General features: G+C 71.8%; 13 protein-coding genes and 1 pseudogene. 8 read left to right on the forward strand and 6 right to left on the reverse strand.

Going from position 1 to position 14,440, the window contains the following annotated elements:
* A pseudogene (locus BWR60_RS37305) lies at positions 1-631 on the forward strand (hypothetical protein); the annotation flags it as partial.
* A gap of 148 nt (positions 632-779) precedes the next feature.
* Here the strand turns inward: BWR60_RS37305 and BWR60_RS28350 are convergent.
* The gene (locus tag BWR60_RS28350; RefSeq protein WP_088155336.1) at positions 780-1,715 is read right to left on the reverse strand and encodes a LysR family transcriptional regulator; all 936 of its coding nucleotides are present in this window, start codon (positions 1,713-1,715) and stop codon (positions 780-782) included.
* Between the two features lie 90 nt (positions 1,716-1,805).
* On the opposite strand from BWR60_RS28350, the gene BWR60_RS28355 reads away from it, so the two are divergent.
* Both BWR60_RS28355 and BWR60_RS28360 read left to right on the forward strand, forming a co-directional pair.
* On the forward strand, positions 1,806-2,747 hold the full coding sequence (locus tag BWR60_RS28355; RefSeq protein ID WP_088155338.1) for an MBL fold metallo-hydrolase: 942 nt from the start codon (positions 1,806-1,808) through the stop codon (positions 2,745-2,747).
* A gap of 14 nt (positions 2,748-2,761) precedes the next feature.
* Positions 2,762-3,754, forward strand: coding sequence for an alpha/beta hydrolase (locus BWR60_RS28360; RefSeq protein WP_088155340.1), 993 nt, complete (start codon positions 2,762-2,764; stop codon positions 3,752-3,754).
* An 88-nt stretch (positions 3,755-3,842) separates the two neighbouring features.
* Here the strand turns inward: BWR60_RS28360 and BWR60_RS28365 are convergent, their stop codons facing one another.
* From BWR60_RS28365 to pyrH, 3 genes are all read right to left on the reverse strand, one after another.
* Positions 3,843-4,217 (reverse strand): rhodanese-like domain-containing protein, encoded by a 375-nt coding sequence (locus BWR60_RS28365; protein ID WP_088155386.1) that lies wholly within the window; start codon positions 4,215-4,217, stop codon positions 3,843-3,845.
* Between the two features lie 14 nt (positions 4,218-4,231).
* Positions 4,232-4,816: a carboxymuconolactone decarboxylase family protein gene (locus tag BWR60_RS28370; RefSeq protein ID WP_088155342.1), complete on the reverse strand. Its 585-nt coding sequence runs from the start codon at positions 4,814-4,816 to the stop codon at positions 4,232-4,234.
* A gap of 125 nt (positions 4,817-4,941) precedes the next feature.
* Positions 4,942-5,688 carry a UMP kinase gene (gene pyrH / locus BWR60_RS28375; RefSeq protein WP_088155344.1) on the reverse strand — a complete coding sequence of 249 codons (747 nt, stop codon included), beginning with the start codon at positions 5,686-5,688 and terminating at the stop codon, positions 4,942-4,944.
* Positions 5,689-5,813: 125 nt separating this feature from the next.
* Here pyrH and BWR60_RS28380 point away from each other — a divergent pair, with 125 nt between their 5' ends.
* On the forward strand, positions 5,814-6,785 hold the full coding sequence (locus BWR60_RS28380; protein WP_088155346.1) for a phosphoribosylaminoimidazolesuccinocarboxamide synthase: 972 nt from the start codon (positions 5,814-5,816) through the stop codon (positions 6,783-6,785).
* Positions 6,786-6,984: 199 nt separating this feature from the next.
* Here BWR60_RS28380 and BWR60_RS28385 read toward each other — a convergent pair whose 3' ends face one another.
* Both BWR60_RS28385 and BWR60_RS28390 read right to left on the reverse strand, forming a co-directional pair.
* Positions 6,985-9,018: an alpha/beta hydrolase gene (locus BWR60_RS28385; protein WP_088155348.1), complete on the reverse strand. Its 2,034-nt coding sequence runs from the start codon at positions 9,016-9,018 to the stop codon at positions 6,985-6,987.
* A 47-nt stretch (positions 9,019-9,065) separates the two neighbouring features.
* Positions 9,066-9,473: a tellurite resistance TerB family protein gene (locus BWR60_RS28390; protein ID WP_088155350.1), complete on the reverse strand. Its 408-nt coding sequence runs from the start codon at positions 9,471-9,473 to the stop codon at positions 9,066-9,068.
* A gap of 156 nt (positions 9,474-9,629) precedes the next feature.
* Between BWR60_RS28390 and BWR60_RS28395 the strand changes: the two genes are divergently transcribed.
* From BWR60_RS28395 to BWR60_RS28410, 4 genes are all read left to right on the forward strand, one after another.
* Positions 9,630-10,583 carry an AEC family transporter gene (locus tag BWR60_RS28395; protein WP_088155352.1) on the forward strand — a complete coding sequence of 318 codons (954 nt, stop codon included), beginning with the start codon at positions 9,630-9,632 and terminating at the stop codon, positions 10,581-10,583.
* Between the two features lie 104 nt (positions 10,584-10,687).
* Positions 10,688-11,950: a glucose-1-phosphate adenylyltransferase gene (gene glgC / locus BWR60_RS28400; protein ID WP_088155354.1), complete on the forward strand. Its 1,263-nt coding sequence runs from the start codon at positions 10,688-10,690 to the stop codon at positions 11,948-11,950.
* Positions 11,951-12,185: 235 nt separating this feature from the next.
* Positions 12,186-13,643 carry a glycogen synthase GlgA gene (glgA, locus tag BWR60_RS28405; RefSeq protein WP_088155356.1) on the forward strand — a complete coding sequence of 486 codons (1,458 nt, stop codon included), beginning with the start codon at positions 12,186-12,188 and terminating at the stop codon, positions 13,641-13,643.
* Complete coding sequence (locus tag BWR60_RS28410; protein ID WP_088155358.1) at positions 13,640-14,413, forward strand: alpha/beta hydrolase; 774 nt, start codon at positions 13,640-13,642, stop codon at positions 14,411-14,413. Before glgA ends, BWR60_RS28410 begins: the two co-directional genes overlap by 4 nt.
* Positions 14,414-14,440: the final 27 nt, after the last annotated feature.

A 14,440-nucleotide genomic window follows, 5' to 3' on the forward strand; every position in this document is an offset into this window, starting at 1 on the left:
GCCGGTCCCGGCCCAGCCGCCGGCGGCGGCGCCGGCCCCGGCCGAGCCACCGGCCGCCGCCCCGGCCTCGCTGGCCGGCACCCGCGTGTTCAGCGACGATTTCAGCGACGGCAACTACACCGCCAACCCGGCCTGGACCTCGCTGCAGGGCACCTGGACGGTCGACAAGAACGGCCTGCACAGCGACACCAAGGCCGCGGGCGGCCAACAGGGCGGGGTCGCGGCGATCTCGCTGCAGCAGACGCTGAAGAACAATTTCGGGCTGGAATTCGCCCTCGCCGACCTCGCCAACCAGGGCCAGTTCGAGATCCGGGTGTTCCAGGGCACGTCGAAGGATTCGGGCTACCGGCTGGTCTATCTGCCGTCCAACAGCCCGGTCTTCGCGCTCTACCGCGCCGGCCGCTCGGGCATCACCCAGGTGGCGCAGACCAGCAACACCGCGCCGCTGCGCCGCGGCGACCGCACCCGCCTGACCTGGACCCGCGACGCCGCCGGCCGGATGGTGGTGGCGCTGGACGGCAAGACCATCATCGAGGCCAGCGACAACGGCTTCCGCGACGGCTGGAACGGCGTGATGCTGGTGAATTTCGGCGGCGACTTCGCGGTGCGCTCGGTCCAGGGCGTGAACTGACGGGCGGACCCCGCAGGGCTGTTCGCTTATCAACACCGTCATGGCGAGGAGCATAGCGACGTGGCCATCCAGGGCCGCTCGCATCGGCCCCTGGATGGCCACGCCCCTGCGGGGCTCGCCATGACGATCTAGGGTTCGAGATCTGTGCTCAATTCGCCTGGCGCTGCAGGATCGGGGCCACCCGGTCGCGCAGCCAGGCGGCGCCGGGGTCGCGGTCGGTCTGGGCCGACCACACCATCGCCACCCGCGGCAGGCGCAGCTCCAGGGGCAAAGGCAGCGGGCTCAGCGTCAGCCCGAAGCGCGGGCCGTAGCGCCGGGCCATGCGCGCCGGCAGGGTGGCCAGCACCGGCGCCTCGGCCGCGGCCGACAGCACGGTCATGAACTCCGACGACGCCATGGTCACGTTCAGGCTGGCGCCGACCCGGTCCAGCGCCTCGTCCAGGCAGCCCTGCAGCAGGTTGTTCACCGTCACCAGCGCGTGGCCGGTGCTGAGATAGGTGTCGAGGTCCACCGGCGGATCGAGCGGCAACAGCTCGCGGTTGAAGCAGCAGGCCAGCGCCTGGTCGAACAGGTCGAGGCCGTGATGCCGGCCGGCGGTGTGGTCGAAGCAGCCCACCGCCAGGTCGATCTCGCCATCGTCCAGCAGCCGGTGCACCTCCTCCCGCAGCACCGGGCGGCCGATCACCCGCAGCCCGGGGGCGCAGCGCCGCAGCTCCGCCGCCAGGTCGGGCATCAGCAGCAGCTCCAGCTCGCTCGAGAAGCCGAGGCGGAAGATCCGGTCCTGGGTCTCCGGGTCGAAGCTGTCCTCGGCGCGCAGCACCTCCTGCATCTGCAGCAGGGCCTGGCGGATGCGCGGCGCCAGGGCGCGGGCCCGCGCGGTCGGCTGCATCGCCTGGCCGACGCGCACGAACAGCTCGTCCTGCAGCAGCATCCGCAGGGTCGAAAGGCTGTGGCTCATCGCCGGCTGCTGCACCTTCAGCCGGGTGGCGGCGCGGGTCACCGTGCGCTCCTGCATCAGCGCGTCGAAGGCGACCAGAAGGTTCAGGTCGAAGGAGCGAAGATCGAAATGATCGATGGAGCCCATGAGACGGATCGATTTGATTGCTGACCCTGCGGACCTTAGCTCTGGGGCCGGCGCCGTCAAGCACGGCGCGCCCCACAGCGGAGAACGCCCATGGGCTCCCCCAGCTTTCGCGTCGGCCCCAGCTTTCGCGTCGGCGATGCCGTCATCACCCGGATCGACGAGATCCCGCTGACCCATGGCTCGCCGGCCGAGCTGTACCCCGAGATCGATCCGGAGGCCGGCGATCGCCACCGCGGCCGGCTGCCGGCCGGGGCACAGGACCCGGAGACCGGGGCGATCGGCCTGAGCATCCACAGCTGGCTGGTGCGCACTCCCCGCCACACCCTCCTGATCGACACCGCCACCGGCAACGGCAAGGAGCGGCCGGGCGTGCCGGTGATGCACCGGCTCGACGTGCCGTTCCTGCAGCGGCTGGAAGCGGCCGGGGTGCGGCCGGAGCAGGTCGATCACGTGCTGATCACCCATGTCCACGCCGACCATGTCGGCTGGAACACCCGTCTGGCCGGCGGGCGCTGGGTGCCGACCTTCCCGAACGCCCGGCATCACTTCTCGCTGGTCGAGCAGCGTTACGGCGACAGCCTGGCCGATCCGGCGGCGCCGGAATTCCGCCCCGACCCGGCGCTGGGCGCGCCGCGCCACCCGCCGCTGGACGGCGTCTATCAGGACAGCGTCCGGCCGGTGATCGAGGCCGGGCTGGCCGATCTGGTCGCGGTCGATGGCGGCGAGGTGCTGGACGGCCTCTCCTTCCACCCGGCGCCGGGGCACAGCATCGACCATGCCGTGATCCGCCTGCGCTCGCGCGGCGAGGAGGCGCTGTTCGCCGGCGACGTCATGCACCACCCGCTGCAGGTCTATGAGCCGGGCTGGAACTCCCGCTACTGCGAGTTCCCGGAGCCGGCGCGCGCCTCCCGCCGCTGGCTGCTGGAGACGGCGGCGGAGAGCGGCGCCCTCGTCCTGCCCGGCCATTTCCCGGACAGCTCGGCCGGCCGCGTCACGCGGCATGGCGACCGCTTCGACTGGACCTTCGCGTGACCGGAGCCGAGACGATGACCATCGAGACGCCGGCCGCCGAGATCGCGGTCGAGGACCTGATGATCCCGAGCGACACGCCGGGCATCGACCTGCATATCCGCAACAAGCGCCCGGCCGGGATGCGCGACTTCGCGCCGGAGCGCAGCGTCGTGCTGATGCACGGCGCCACCTACTCCTCCGGCACGCTGTTCGACGTGCCGGTCGGCGGCTTCTCCTTCATGGATTGGCTGGCCCGTCGCGGCTACGACGTCCATGCCGTCGACGTCCGCGGCACCGGCGGCTCGACGAAGCCGCCGGAGATGGACCGGCCGCCGGAGGAGAATCCGCCGCTGGGCCGGACCGAGACCGGGGTGCGCGACTTCGCTACCGCTGTGGATTTCGTGCTGCGGCGGCGAGGGCTGGCGCGGACCAACATCGTCGCCATGTCCTGGGGCGGCACGGTCGCCGGCGCCTGGACCAGCCAAAACAATGCGAAGGTGGCGAAACTGGCGCTGGTGGCGCCGCAATGGCTGAACCCCGGCAAGGCGCGGATCGACCCGGGCGGGACGCTGGGCGCCTGGCGCCGCATCCCGGTGCTGCAGGGCAAGGCCCGCTGGCTGGAGGGCACGCCGGAGGGCAAGCGCGACGAGCTGATCCCGGCGGGCTGGTTCGAGACCTGGGCCGAGGCTGCGCTGGCCACCGATCCGCAGGGCCGGGTGCAGTCGCCGCCGACCATGCGCGCCGGCACCGGCCCGATCCTCGACACCCGGGAGTACTGGGGCGCCGGGCGGCCGTTCTACCAGCCGGGCGACATCACCGTCCCGGTGCTGCTGGTCCATGCCGAATGGGACCTCGACGTGCCGCTGGCCGTGGCCCAGGACCACTTCACCCGCTTCACCGGCGCGCCCTACCGCCGCTGGGTCGAGATCGGCGAGGGCACGCATATGGTGCTGATGGAGAAGAACCGCCTCCAAGCCTTCCGCGCCATCGGGGACTTCCTGGACGAGGCGTATGCGCCGGAGGGGTGAGGGGCAGTTCGCACATCTCTCGAATATCGCTCGCGTTGCCTCTCCCGCTTGCGGGAGAGGCAACACGCTCTCGCGGGCGACGGCGGTCTCAGCCCGCCTCCACCGCCCCGCCGGCCTCGGCCCAGTCCTTGAAGGCGCCGAGGTTGCGGACATCGACATAGCCGAGGTCCAGCAGCGCCTTGCCGGCCAGGGCCGAGCGGCCGCCGGAGGCGCAGTACAGGATCACCGTCCGGTCGCGGCGGAAGGCCGGGTCGTGGTACGGCGAGTCGGGGTCGGCCCGGAACTCCAGCATGCCGCGCGAGACATGGGCGGCGCCCGCGATCCTGCCCGCCTTCAGCTCCGGCGCGTCGCGGACGTCGACCACCAGGGCTCCGGCCTGCATCAGCGCGGCGGCCTCCTCCCGGCTGACGCGCGGCACCGCGGCGTTGGCGTCGGCGAGCAGCTCCTTGACCGATGTCGGCATGAGGGCCTCCTGGATCATGACGGTTTGCGCCCGACGGCCAGCGCCAGGGCGAAGCCGTCCGGGTCGATGAAGGCGGCCTCCGGCCCGGCGCCGGTGGCGTCGAAGAACCGGGCCATGAAGCAGCGCAGCGCCGCGCACAGCGCGATGTCGGTGATCTGCACGTCGCGGAAGCCCGTGGCCCGCAGCGCGTCGATATGGCCTTGGGTGACCTGCGAGGCGTCGCGGGCCACGGCCTCGGCATAGGCCAGCATCGCGGTGTCGCGCTCGCCCAGCCCGGCGGCGCGGAAATCGGCGTGCACCGCCAGCACCCTCTCGCGCGACCCCAGATCGTCCACCAGCATCTTGCCGTAGACCATCGAGCAGTAGGTCGACGGCACCTGCTTGGCGGCGATGAAGGTGATCAGCCGCCAGTCGCGGGGCGACAGCGAGAAACCGGCCTTCACCTGGGCGTAGAACGTCTCCCAGGCCGGCAGCAGGTCGGGCCGGGCGGTCCAGCAGGCCGTGGCCGACATGACAAAGCCGAGCCGCGCCCGGTCCGCCGCATAGGACTCCGCGACCCTGCCGGTCGCGTCCTCTTCCGTGATCGTCTGCAGGAACATTCACCCCTTCTCCACACGGCCGAGCGGCCGGTGCGCCGGCCTGACCTCGGGTCATCCGCTCAGGATCAGGAGCATGGCGGAGGCTGTCACCTCCCGAATGGGAGGGGGGCGGCGCGATTTCTCCGTCAGCCCTCCGCCAGCACCGTGGCGGCGCCGGGGGCCAGCAGCGTCCCCACCGCCTCGCCCCGGGCGATCCGCAGCATCGCGCCCGGCCGGTCGAAGGCGAAGACATGCAGCGGCAGGCCGTGGTCGCGCGCCAGCAGGATCGCCGACTGGTCCATCACCTTCAGCTCCTGCTGGATCGCGTCGGCGAAGGCCAGGCTGGCGTATCGGCGGGCGGCGGGGTCGGTGCGCGGATCGGCGGTGAACACGCCGTCGACGCCGTCCTTGGCCGCCAGCACCGCGTCGCAGCGCAGCTCGATCGCCCGCTGCACCGCCGGGTAGTCGGTGGTGACATAGGGCTGGCCGTTGCCGCCGGCCAGCACGACGATGGCGCCCTTCGCCAGGTGCCGGTCGGCGCGCAGCCGGATATAGGGCTCGGCCATCGACGGGATCGGCACCGCGCTCATCACCCGCACCTCGGCCGCCGACCGCGCGGTCAGCGCCGCGCGCAGCATCACCGCGTTGACCATGGTGCCCAGCATGCCGATGTTGTCGGCCTCCGCCCGCTCGATGTGCCAGGCGTCGGAGACGCGGCCGCGGAACACGTTGCCGCCGCCGATCACCACCGCGATCTGGATGCCCAGCTCGTGCACCGCCAGGATCTCGCCGACGATGTGGTCGATCGCGGCGGCGCCGAAGATCGACCCGTCGGCGCCGGCCATGGCGCCGCCGCTCAGCTTCAGCAGCAGCCGCTTGGGGGAATGTGCCATCGGGCCCTCTCGCTCGTCTCGCTGGGCACCGCTGTCCTCGGCACCGACCCAGACTGCCCGATTTCGGGTGTGCGCGATACCGGCACGCGCTAAAGATCCCGATGAATTCCCGAAGGACGAGTGCGATGGATTTCACGGCCCTGGACGATCGCCCCTATCCGGTGCTCGACGACGCGACGATCCCGGAGCTGCCGGCCCATTACCGCGGCAAGGTGCGCGACAATTACGACCTGCCGGACGGGCGGCGCATCATCATCGCCACTGACCGGATCAGCGCCTTCGACCGGATCCTGGCGTCGATCCCGCTGAAGGGCCAGGTGCTGACCCAGACCGCGCGCTTCTGGTTCGAGGAAACCCGCGATATCTGCCCGAACCACGTGCTGGACTATCCTGACCCCAATGTCGTGGTCGGCCGGCGGCTCGACATCCTGCCGGTCGAGATCGTGGTGCGCGACTACCTGGCCGGCACCACCGGCACCTCGGTGCTGACCCTCTACAAGGCCGGCCAGCGCGAGATGTACGGCGTGCGCCTGCCGGAGGGCTTGCGCGACAACCAGAAGCTGCCGCATCCGATCATCACCCCGACCAGCAAGGCCTTCGACGGCGGCCATGACGAGCCGCTGACGCCGGACCAGATCGTCGGCCAGAACCTGCTGACCGCGGCGCAGTGGTCGCAGCTCAGCGACTATGCCTTCGCGCTGTTCGCCCGCGGGCAGCAGATCGCCGCCAAGCACGGGCTGATCCTGGTCGACACGAAGTACGAGTTCGGCACCGACGCCGAGGGCCGCATCGTCCTGGCCGACGAGATCCACACCCCGGACAGCAGCCGCTACTGGCTGGCCGGCAGCTACGAGGACCGCTTCGCCCGCGGTGAGCGGCCGGAGAGCTTCGACAAGGATTTCGTGCGCAGCTGGGTGGCGGCGCGCTGCGATCCGTACAAGGACCCGATCCCGGAGATCCCGGCCCAGGTGATCCGCGACACCGCCCAGGTCTATGTCCGCGCCTACGAGACCATCACCGGCCGCCGCTTCGAGATGCCCGACCGGGAGAAGCCGGTGCTGGAGCGCATCCGGGGGAATCTGGCGAAGTACTTCTAGGCCGGAGCCGCCCCCTTCTTGCAGACCCTTTTACAACGCCAACCCTTGCCGTCATTGCGAGGAGGCGAAGCCGACGAAGCAATCCAGGGGCCGGTTCGCACTGGCCCCTGGATTGCTTCGCTGCGCTCGCAATGACGGTGTTTGGAGTTTTGAGAAGGTTTCCCCCTCGGGGATGAGGGGGCTGGCGCGGTATCGAGCCTTACGGCGCGATCCGTTCCGCCGCCACCGTCCGCCCGCCGATCGTGCCGGTGATGCGCGCCATCGCGTCCGCGTCGCGGTCGTTCCAGGCCAGGGCCAGGGTGCCGGTGGCGGCGCCCGCCAGGGTCAGGTCGGCGGCGATGTCGCCGGTCGACTGGTCCCAGCGGATCGTGCCGGACACGGCCAGGTCGTCGGCCCAGCGTAGCTGGTCGAGCGTGAAGGCGTAGCCCGTCTCGGTGGCCTCGAACTTGAAGGTGCCGCCGCGCAGGCCGACGCCGCTGCCGCCGCTGTTGACGAAGTAGCGCGCCAGCACGTCGCCCGCCGTCTCCGCCGCCGCCGAGGCCAGGCGCAGGTCGGCGTCGGTGGCCGCATTGCCGGCATCGGCCGTGGCCGGGGCGGCGTCGGCGGCGTGGACGACGAAGGCCGGCACGGTGCGGACCGGCCGGATCCGCTGGGTGCAGGAGGTGTCGCCGGCATCGCCGCCGGAGCGCACGAAGTTCAGCACGATCGGGGCGACGCAGCCGGTGGCGTCGGCGCCCTTCGGCGGCACGAAGATCGCCTGGTCGGTGATCGCGGTGATGTGGGTCAGGTTGCGCACCGGCACATAGGTCGTGTCCGGGAACAGCCGCGCCGTTTCCAGCCCCTCCATCGGCGCGGTGACGCTGTCGATGTCGCCGGACAACACCAGCACCGGCACGTTCGGGAACGGCGCCTTCGGGTCGGCGGCGGTGACGGGGACGACGCCCTTCGGCGGCGCCGGCCAGTCCAGGCACAGGTCGCGCCGCTCCCATTTGTGCGGCGAGCCGTCGACCTCGGCGATGGTGAAGGGGGCGTAGATATCCGGCTCCGCCTGCTGCTGTTGCGCCGTGGCCCGCAGCAGCTGGCGCCGCCGCTCGGACCGCGACGCGTCGGCCCGGAACAGCCGCGGATAGTCGCTGCACACCACCGAGACATAGAGGGCGGTGGAGAAGGCGGTGGGGTCGCTGCCCGGCGTGTTCCAGGACGCCGCCTCGGCCATCAGCCGGTGCAGCGGCGCCGGGTCGTGGGCGTCGAGGAAGGCGCGGGCCGCGGCGTCCAGGTCGCGGTAGAAGGTCGGGCTGCCGCCGCCGCTGTTCATGACCAGGAACAGGGTCGGGGCGTCGACCGCGATGCCGACGGTGTTGCCGTCGCCGTCCGGCGCCTCGGCCTTGCCCGGCTTGGCCCGCAGCGCCGCGACCAGCCGCTCGATCCGGTCGAGCGAGCGGCCGCCGAGCGCGCGGCAGCTGGGGGAGCGCCGGCAGGCCAGCTCGAACCCGTCGCGGGCGGTGGCCCATTCGGTCTCGAACCAGGGCGACAGGCCGATGGTCGGGTAGGCGCTGTCCAGCACGATGGTGCGCAGCCGGTCCGGGTGGCGCTGGGCGAAGACTTGGCCGAACCAGGTGCCGTAGCTGTCGCCGTAATAATCGACCTTGCCGATCCGCAGCGCGTCCAGCACGGCGGCGACGTCGTCGGCCGCCGGGGCGGTGCCGTACATCCAGGCGACCGGGCCCAGCTGCTTGGCGCAGGCGGCGATGGCGGCGGGCACGAACTCGCCCGCCTCCTGCAGCGCCTGGCACTGCAGCGGGTCGGACAGGCCGGTGCCGCGCTTGTCGACCAGCAGCACGTCGCGCCGGTCGCGCAGCGGCTCGAACAGGCGGAGGTAGCCCTCGCGCGTGCCGGTGGAGGAATAGCCGGGCCCGCCCTCCTGGGCCAGGATCACGCCCTCGGCCGGCTGGCCGGCATCGCGATGCGGGTAGAACTCGAAGCCGATGCCGACCGTGCCGGGCAGCTTGCCGGCGGGGTCGAGGGGCCGGTCGATCCGGCCGCAGAAGCCGCCGAAATCGGCTTGGCAGGCGGTCAGGGTGACGCCGCCGACCTGGATCGTCGCGGCCGGGGCCTCCGTCGCGCCGGGGGCCGGCGCAGGGGCCTGCTCCTGCGCCGCGGCGCCGGTGCCCAGCAGGGCCGCGGCGAGCCACAGCCCGGCCCCGGCGATCTCGGCGATCCTGGTCCCCCGCATGAGCCTCCCCTTCCTGTCGTTGGCGGCGGCCTTGGGGCCGCTCGTCCTTACAAGGTGCGGTGCCGGGCGCCGGAGGCGCGCTCGATCGCCGCCGCCACCAGCCGGTCGATGTCGAGCCGGTCGCGCATCAGCTCCAGGAGCCGCAGCTCCGGCTGGCTGGCGCGGCCGTCCGCCGCCACCGAATCGCAGGCGATGGCGTAGGCGGTCTCCAGCAGATGGTCCGGCAGCGCCTCGGCGATCAGGTCGAGCGCGCGGTCGATGCCGTCCTCCTGCTGCAGCAGCTCGATGCAGTCGCGGGTCAGGTCGGGGATGCGGTCGATGTCGAAGTCGCGGAACACCGGCAGGAAGCGCACCATCTCCGACAGCGTCTCCAGCTCCGCGTCGGTCATGTTCGTGTCGGCCACGGAGGCGAGCACCATGGTGTAGATCAGGGCGCCGTGGGCGTCGGTCGTCATGGCAGTCTCCGCTGGCCTGCGAGTCGCGGGAAGGTCCGCCCGGATATGGCGCGGAACGCCGCGGGGCGTCAAGGCAAGGGGGCACCCCCCTCGGCCCGGCGCCGGCCGTCACGACCATGCTTCCCCGCCCCGGCGCGGCATGGCATGAGGGGCGTCATGCAGGCGGTCATCAACGTGGCGCTGCCGGTCTTCGGCGTGATCTTCATCGGCTTCTTCACCGGGCGCATCCGGCTGCTCGGCCGCGCCCAGTCGGAGGCGCTGAACGCCTTCGTCTACTGGATCGCGCTGCCGGCGCTCCTGTTCCTGGCGATGGCGCGCACCCCGGTCTCCGGCATCCTCAACCTCAACTTCATCGGCGCCTTCCTCGGCGGCATCCTGGCGGTGTGGCTGCTGGGCTCGCTGCTCGGCGCCCTGGTCCACCGCGCCGATGCCGGCGAGGCGACGATGCAGGGCATGAATGCCGGCTTCTCCAACACCGGCTACATGGGCATCCCGCTCTTCGCCGCCGCCTTCGGCCCGGCCCGCGGCCTGCCCCCGGCCTCGCTGGCCACCGTGATCATGAGCGTCGCCTGCGTCGGCCTGGCCGTGGTGGCGCTGGAGCTGACCGGCAGCCGCAACCGCGGCGTGCTGCCCGCGCTGCGCGACGTGGCCGTGGCCCTGCTGAAGAATCCGCTGGTGGTGGCGCCGGTGCTGGGCGTGCTGTGGTCCTGGGCCGGTCTGGCCGTGCCGGTGCCACTGGCGACGCTGCTGTCGCTGCTCGGCGCCGCCGCCAGCCCCTGCGCCCTCTTCGCCATCGGCCTGTTCATGGCCGGGCAGACGCTGCGCACCGGGCTGGGCGAGGTCGGCTGGATCACCGTGCTGAAGCTGATCTGGCAGCCGCTGATCACCTGGGGCCTGGCGGCGACCGTCTTCCCGATGGACCCGTTCTGGACCGCCAGCGCCGTGATCCTGGCGGCGCTGCCGACCGGGGCGCTGACCTTCGTCGTGGCCCAGCGCTACGGCGTCTATGTCGAGCGCACCTCGGCGGTGATCCTGGTCTCGACCGTGGTCTCGGTGCTGACCCTGTCGCTGCTGCTGGCGATCACCGCGCCGCAGTTCCCGGCCGGCTGACGCTGCCGGGAAAACGAACAAAATTTGCCTCAAACGGACGGTGCGGGATCGCGAAAGCTGGTGTTACTCTCGTGCAAACACCCCGATGCCGGGAGGACCCCTGGATGCGTGACGACGGCCCGATCCGCCAGCTCCCCAAGCGCACGATCGCCCTGGTCCTCGCCGGCGGAAGGGGCAGCCGCCTGAAACAGCTGACCGACCGCAGGGCCAAGCCCGCAGTCTATTTCGGCGGCAAGTTCCGGATCATCGACTTCGCCCTGTCGAACTGCATCAATTCCGGCATCCGCCGCATCTATGTGCTGACCCAGTACAAGTCGCACAGCCTCTTGCGCCACCTGCAGCGCGGCTGGGGCTATCTGCGCGCCGAGATGCACGAATTCGTCGACCTGCTGCCGGCGCAGCAGCGGGTGGACGAGGCGATGTGGTACCGCGGCACCGCCGACGCCGTCTGGCAGAACCTCGACATCTTCGAGGCCGAGGGGCCGGACCATGTCCTCGTCCTGGCCGGCGACCATGTCTACAAGATGGACTATGCGGCGATGATCGAGGATCACGTCCGCAGCGGCGCCGACATCACGGTCGGCTGCGTCGAGGTGCCGCGCATGGAGGCGACGGCCTTCGGCGTGATGCATGTCAACGACCAGTGGCGCGTCACCAGCTTCCTGGAGAAGCCGGCCGATCCGCCGCCGATGCCCGGCCGCCCGGACACGGCGCTGGCCAGCATGGGCATCTACGTCTTCAGCATGAAGTTCCTGGCCGAGCAGTTGCGCCGCGACGCCGCCGACCCGACCTCGGAGCATGATTTCGGCAAGAACATCGTGCCGCATCTGGTCGAGACCGGCCATGTCCGCGCCCACCGCTTCTCCGAGAGCGCGATCCAGAACCCGAGCTATGCCGAGCCGTACTGGCGCGACGTCGGCACCATCGACGCCTATTGGGAAGCCAATATCGACCTGACCACGGTGACCCCGGCGCTGGACCTCTACGACACCGACTGGCCGATCTACACCTATCAGGAGCAGCTGCCGCCGGCGAAGTTCGTGTTCGAGGACGGGGCGCGGGTCGGCAAGGCGGTGAACAGCACGGTGTCCGGCGGCTGCATCGTCTCCGGCTCCACCGTCCGGCAGTCCGTGCTGTTCTCCAAGGTGCGGGTCAACTCCTTCGCCCGGCTGCATGAGGCGGTGGTGCTGCCGGAATGCGACATCGGCCGCCACGCAAGGCTGAACCGGGTGGTGATCGACCACGGCGTCCAGATCCCCGAGGGGCTGGTGGTGGGCGAGGATCCGGAGCTCGACGCCAAACGCTTCCACCGCACCGAGACCGGCATCGTCCTGATCACCCAGCCGATGATCGACGCGCTGGAGTGAGGGGGGCGGTGTCGTCCACCTCATTCCCCGTTTCCCTTTTGGTCCCCCCTCCCCTTGCGGGAGGGGGGCAGGGGGAGGGGTCTGCGCGCGTCCGCGCGCGAACGGGCGTATCGTCTGCCCGGCATGCAGGCCGGCTCCGGCGGAGACAGCCCCCTCCCCCTAGCCCCCTCCCGCGAGGGGAGGGGGGACTCATTGTGTTTGACGGCGCGTCTCCGGCGCGTCCGGGAGCCCTCCGATGAACGTCCTGCACGCGGTGTCGGAGATCTATCCGCTGGTCAAGACCGGCGGCCTGGCCGATGTCGCCGGGGCGCTGCCGCCGGCGCTGGCCGTGTCCGGGGTCGCCGCCCGGGTACTGGTCCCGGCCTATCCGGCGGTGCTGCAGGCGATGCGCCGGCCGGAGGTGGTGCTGGAGGACCCGGCCCTGTTCGGCGGCGGCCCGGCGCAGCTGATGCTGGCCGAGCTCGAGGGCATCGCCGTCCCGGCCTATGTGCTGGACTGCCCGGGCCTGTTCGCCCGGCCCGGCAACCCCTATCTCGGCCCCGACCGGCTGGACTGGCCGGACAACCACCGCCGCTTCGCCGCGCTCGGCTGGGCCGCGTCGCGCCTCGGCCTCGGCGCCGATCCGCGCTGGCGGCCGGACATCGTGCACGGCCATGACTGGCAGGCCGGCCTGGCCCCGGCCTATCTGGCGTTCCAGGCCACCGGAGGCCCGCGGCCGCGCACCGTCACCACGATCCACAATATCGGCTTCCCCGGCTGGTTCCCGGCCGTGGTGGCGCCGGAGCTGGGCCTGCCGCCGGACAGCCTGTCGATCGACGGGGTCGAGTATTTCGGCGGCGTCGGCTTCCTCAAGGCCGGCCTCTCCTACGCCGACCGCATCACCACGGTCAGCCGCACCTATGCGCGGGAGATCCAGACGCCGGACTACGGTTATGCCCTGTCCGGCCTGCTGGCCGCCCGCGCCGGCGACCTGGCCGGCATCGTCAACGGCGCCGACTACGCCGTCTGGGACCCGGCGACCGACCCGCACCTGCCGGTGCCCTACGGGCCGGACGACCTGTCCGGCAAGGCGCTGGGGAAGGCGGCGCTGCTGCGCGAGTTCGGCCTGCCGGAGGATGACGGCTCGCCGCTCTTCGCCATGGTCAGCCGGCTGACCGGGCAGAAGGGCTGCGACCTGCTGCTCGACGCCATCCCCACCCTGGTGGCGGGCGGCGGCCGGCTGGTGCTGCTCGGCTCCGGCGACGCCGAGCTCGAGGCCGGGTTCCGCGCCGCGGCGACGGCCTATCCCGACCATGTCGCGGTCCGCATCGGCTATGACGAGGCGCTGTCGCATCTGCTGCAGGCCGGCGCCGACGTGCTGCTGGTGCCGTCGCGCACCGAGCCCTGCGGCCTGACCCAGATGTACGCTCTGCGCTACGGCACCCTGCCGCTGGTGCGCCGCACCGGCGGCCTGGCCGACACCGTGGTCAATGCCAGCCACGACGCCATCGTCGAGGACCGCGCCACCGGCTTCAGCTTCGACGACCCCACCGCCTCGGCCCTGGCCGGCACCGCCAGCTGGGTCTGCGGCCTGTGGCGCGACCGGGCGCTGTGGGCGCAGCTGCAGCGCCGCGCCATGGCCCAGGATTTCAGCTGGGAGCGCGCGGCGGTCGACTACGTCGCCCTGTACCGCGACCTGCTGGCGACGCCATGAGCGACGAGGAGAGCGGAACCGTCCCGGCGGCCGACGGCACGCCGGTCGCCTGGCGCCGCCGCGCGGGCGCGGGTGACGGCCGGCCAGGGCTGGTGTTCTGCGGCGGCTTCCGCTCCTCGATGGCGGGGGAGAAGGCGACCTTCCTCGACAGTTTCGCCGCCGAACGCGGCCTGGATGTCCTGCGCTTCGACTATCGCGGCCACGGCGCCTCCGGCGGCGTGTTCACCGAGCTGGTGCTGGGCGACTGGATCGCCGACGCGCTGCTGGTGCTGGACCGGCTGACCGAAGGGCCGCAGATCCTGGTCGGCTCCTCCATGGGTGCCTGGGTGGCGGTGCGGGCGGCGCTGGCCCGGCCGGACCGGGTGGCGGGGCTGGTCGGCATCGCCGCGGCAACCGACTTCACCGAGGACCTGATGCTGCCGGCGCTGGGCGAGATGGGGCTGGCCCGGATGCGCCGCGATGGCTTCATCGACCGACCCTCGGCCTATGGCGACGGCCCGTACCGCATCACCTGGCGGCTGATCACGGAGGCGCGGTCGCACCTGCTGCTGCGCGGCCCGGTGCCGTTCTCCGGCCCGGTGCGGCTCCTGCACGGCCTGGCCGACCCCGACGTGCCCTGGCGCCAGAGCCTGAGGCTGGCCGAGGCTTTGACCAGCCCGGATGTCCGCCTGACCCTGGTCAAGGACGGCGACCACCGCCTGTCCCGGCCGCAGGACCTGGACCTGCTGGGGCAGGCGGTGGAAGAGGTGCTGGGGACAGCCCGGCCGTAGCCGCCCACCGATCACATTGCTGTCACC

The organism is Inquilinus limosus (assembly GCF_002195995.1).
Taxonomy (GTDB): Bacteria; Pseudomonadota; Alphaproteobacteria; order DSM-16000; family Inquilinaceae; genus Inquilinus; species Inquilinus limosus_C.

Coding starts and splice junctions, on each gene's coding strand:
- BWR60_RS28350 (WP_088155336.1), bottom strand. CDS start 1,715: ATGGGCTCCATCGATCATTTCGATCTTCGCTCCTTCGACCTGAACCTT.
- BWR60_RS28355 (WP_088155338.1), top strand. CDS start 1,806: ATGGGCTCCCCCAGCTTTCGCGTCGGCCCCAGCTTTCGCGTCGGCGAT.
- BWR60_RS28360 (WP_088155340.1), top strand. CDS start 2,762: ATGACCATCGAGACGCCGGCCGCCGAGATCGCGGTCGAGGACCTGATG.
- BWR60_RS28365 (WP_088155386.1), bottom strand. CDS start 4,217: ATGCCGACATCGGTCAAGGAGCTGCTCGCCGACGCCAACGCCGCGGTG.
- BWR60_RS28370 (WP_088155342.1), bottom strand. CDS start 4,816: ATGTTCCTGCAGACGATCACGGAAGAGGACGCGACCGGCAGGGTCGCG.
- pyrH (WP_088155344.1), bottom strand. CDS start 5,688: ATGGCACATTCCCCCAAGCGGCTGCTGCTGAAGCTGAGCGGCGGCGCC.
- BWR60_RS28380 (WP_088155346.1), top strand. CDS start 5,814: ATGGATTTCACGGCCCTGGACGATCGCCCCTATCCGGTGCTCGACGAC.
- BWR60_RS28385 (WP_088155348.1), bottom strand. CDS start 9,018: ATGCGGGGGACCAGGATCGCCGAGATCGCCGGGGCCGGGCTGTGGCTC.
- BWR60_RS28390 (WP_088155350.1), bottom strand. CDS start 9,473: ATGACGACCGACGCCCACGGCGCCCTGATCTACACCATGGTGCTCGCC.
- BWR60_RS28395 (WP_088155352.1), top strand. CDS start 9,630: ATGCAGGCGGTCATCAACGTGGCGCTGCCGGTCTTCGGCGTGATCTTC.
- glgC (WP_088155354.1), top strand. CDS start 10,688: ATGCGTGACGACGGCCCGATCCGCCAGCTCCCCAAGCGCACGATCGCC.
- glgA (WP_088155356.1), top strand. CDS start 12,186: ATGAACGTCCTGCACGCGGTGTCGGAGATCTATCCGCTGGTCAAGACC.
- BWR60_RS28410 (WP_088155358.1), top strand. CDS start 13,640: ATGAGCGACGAGGAGAGCGGAACCGTCCCGGCGGCCGACGGCACGCCG.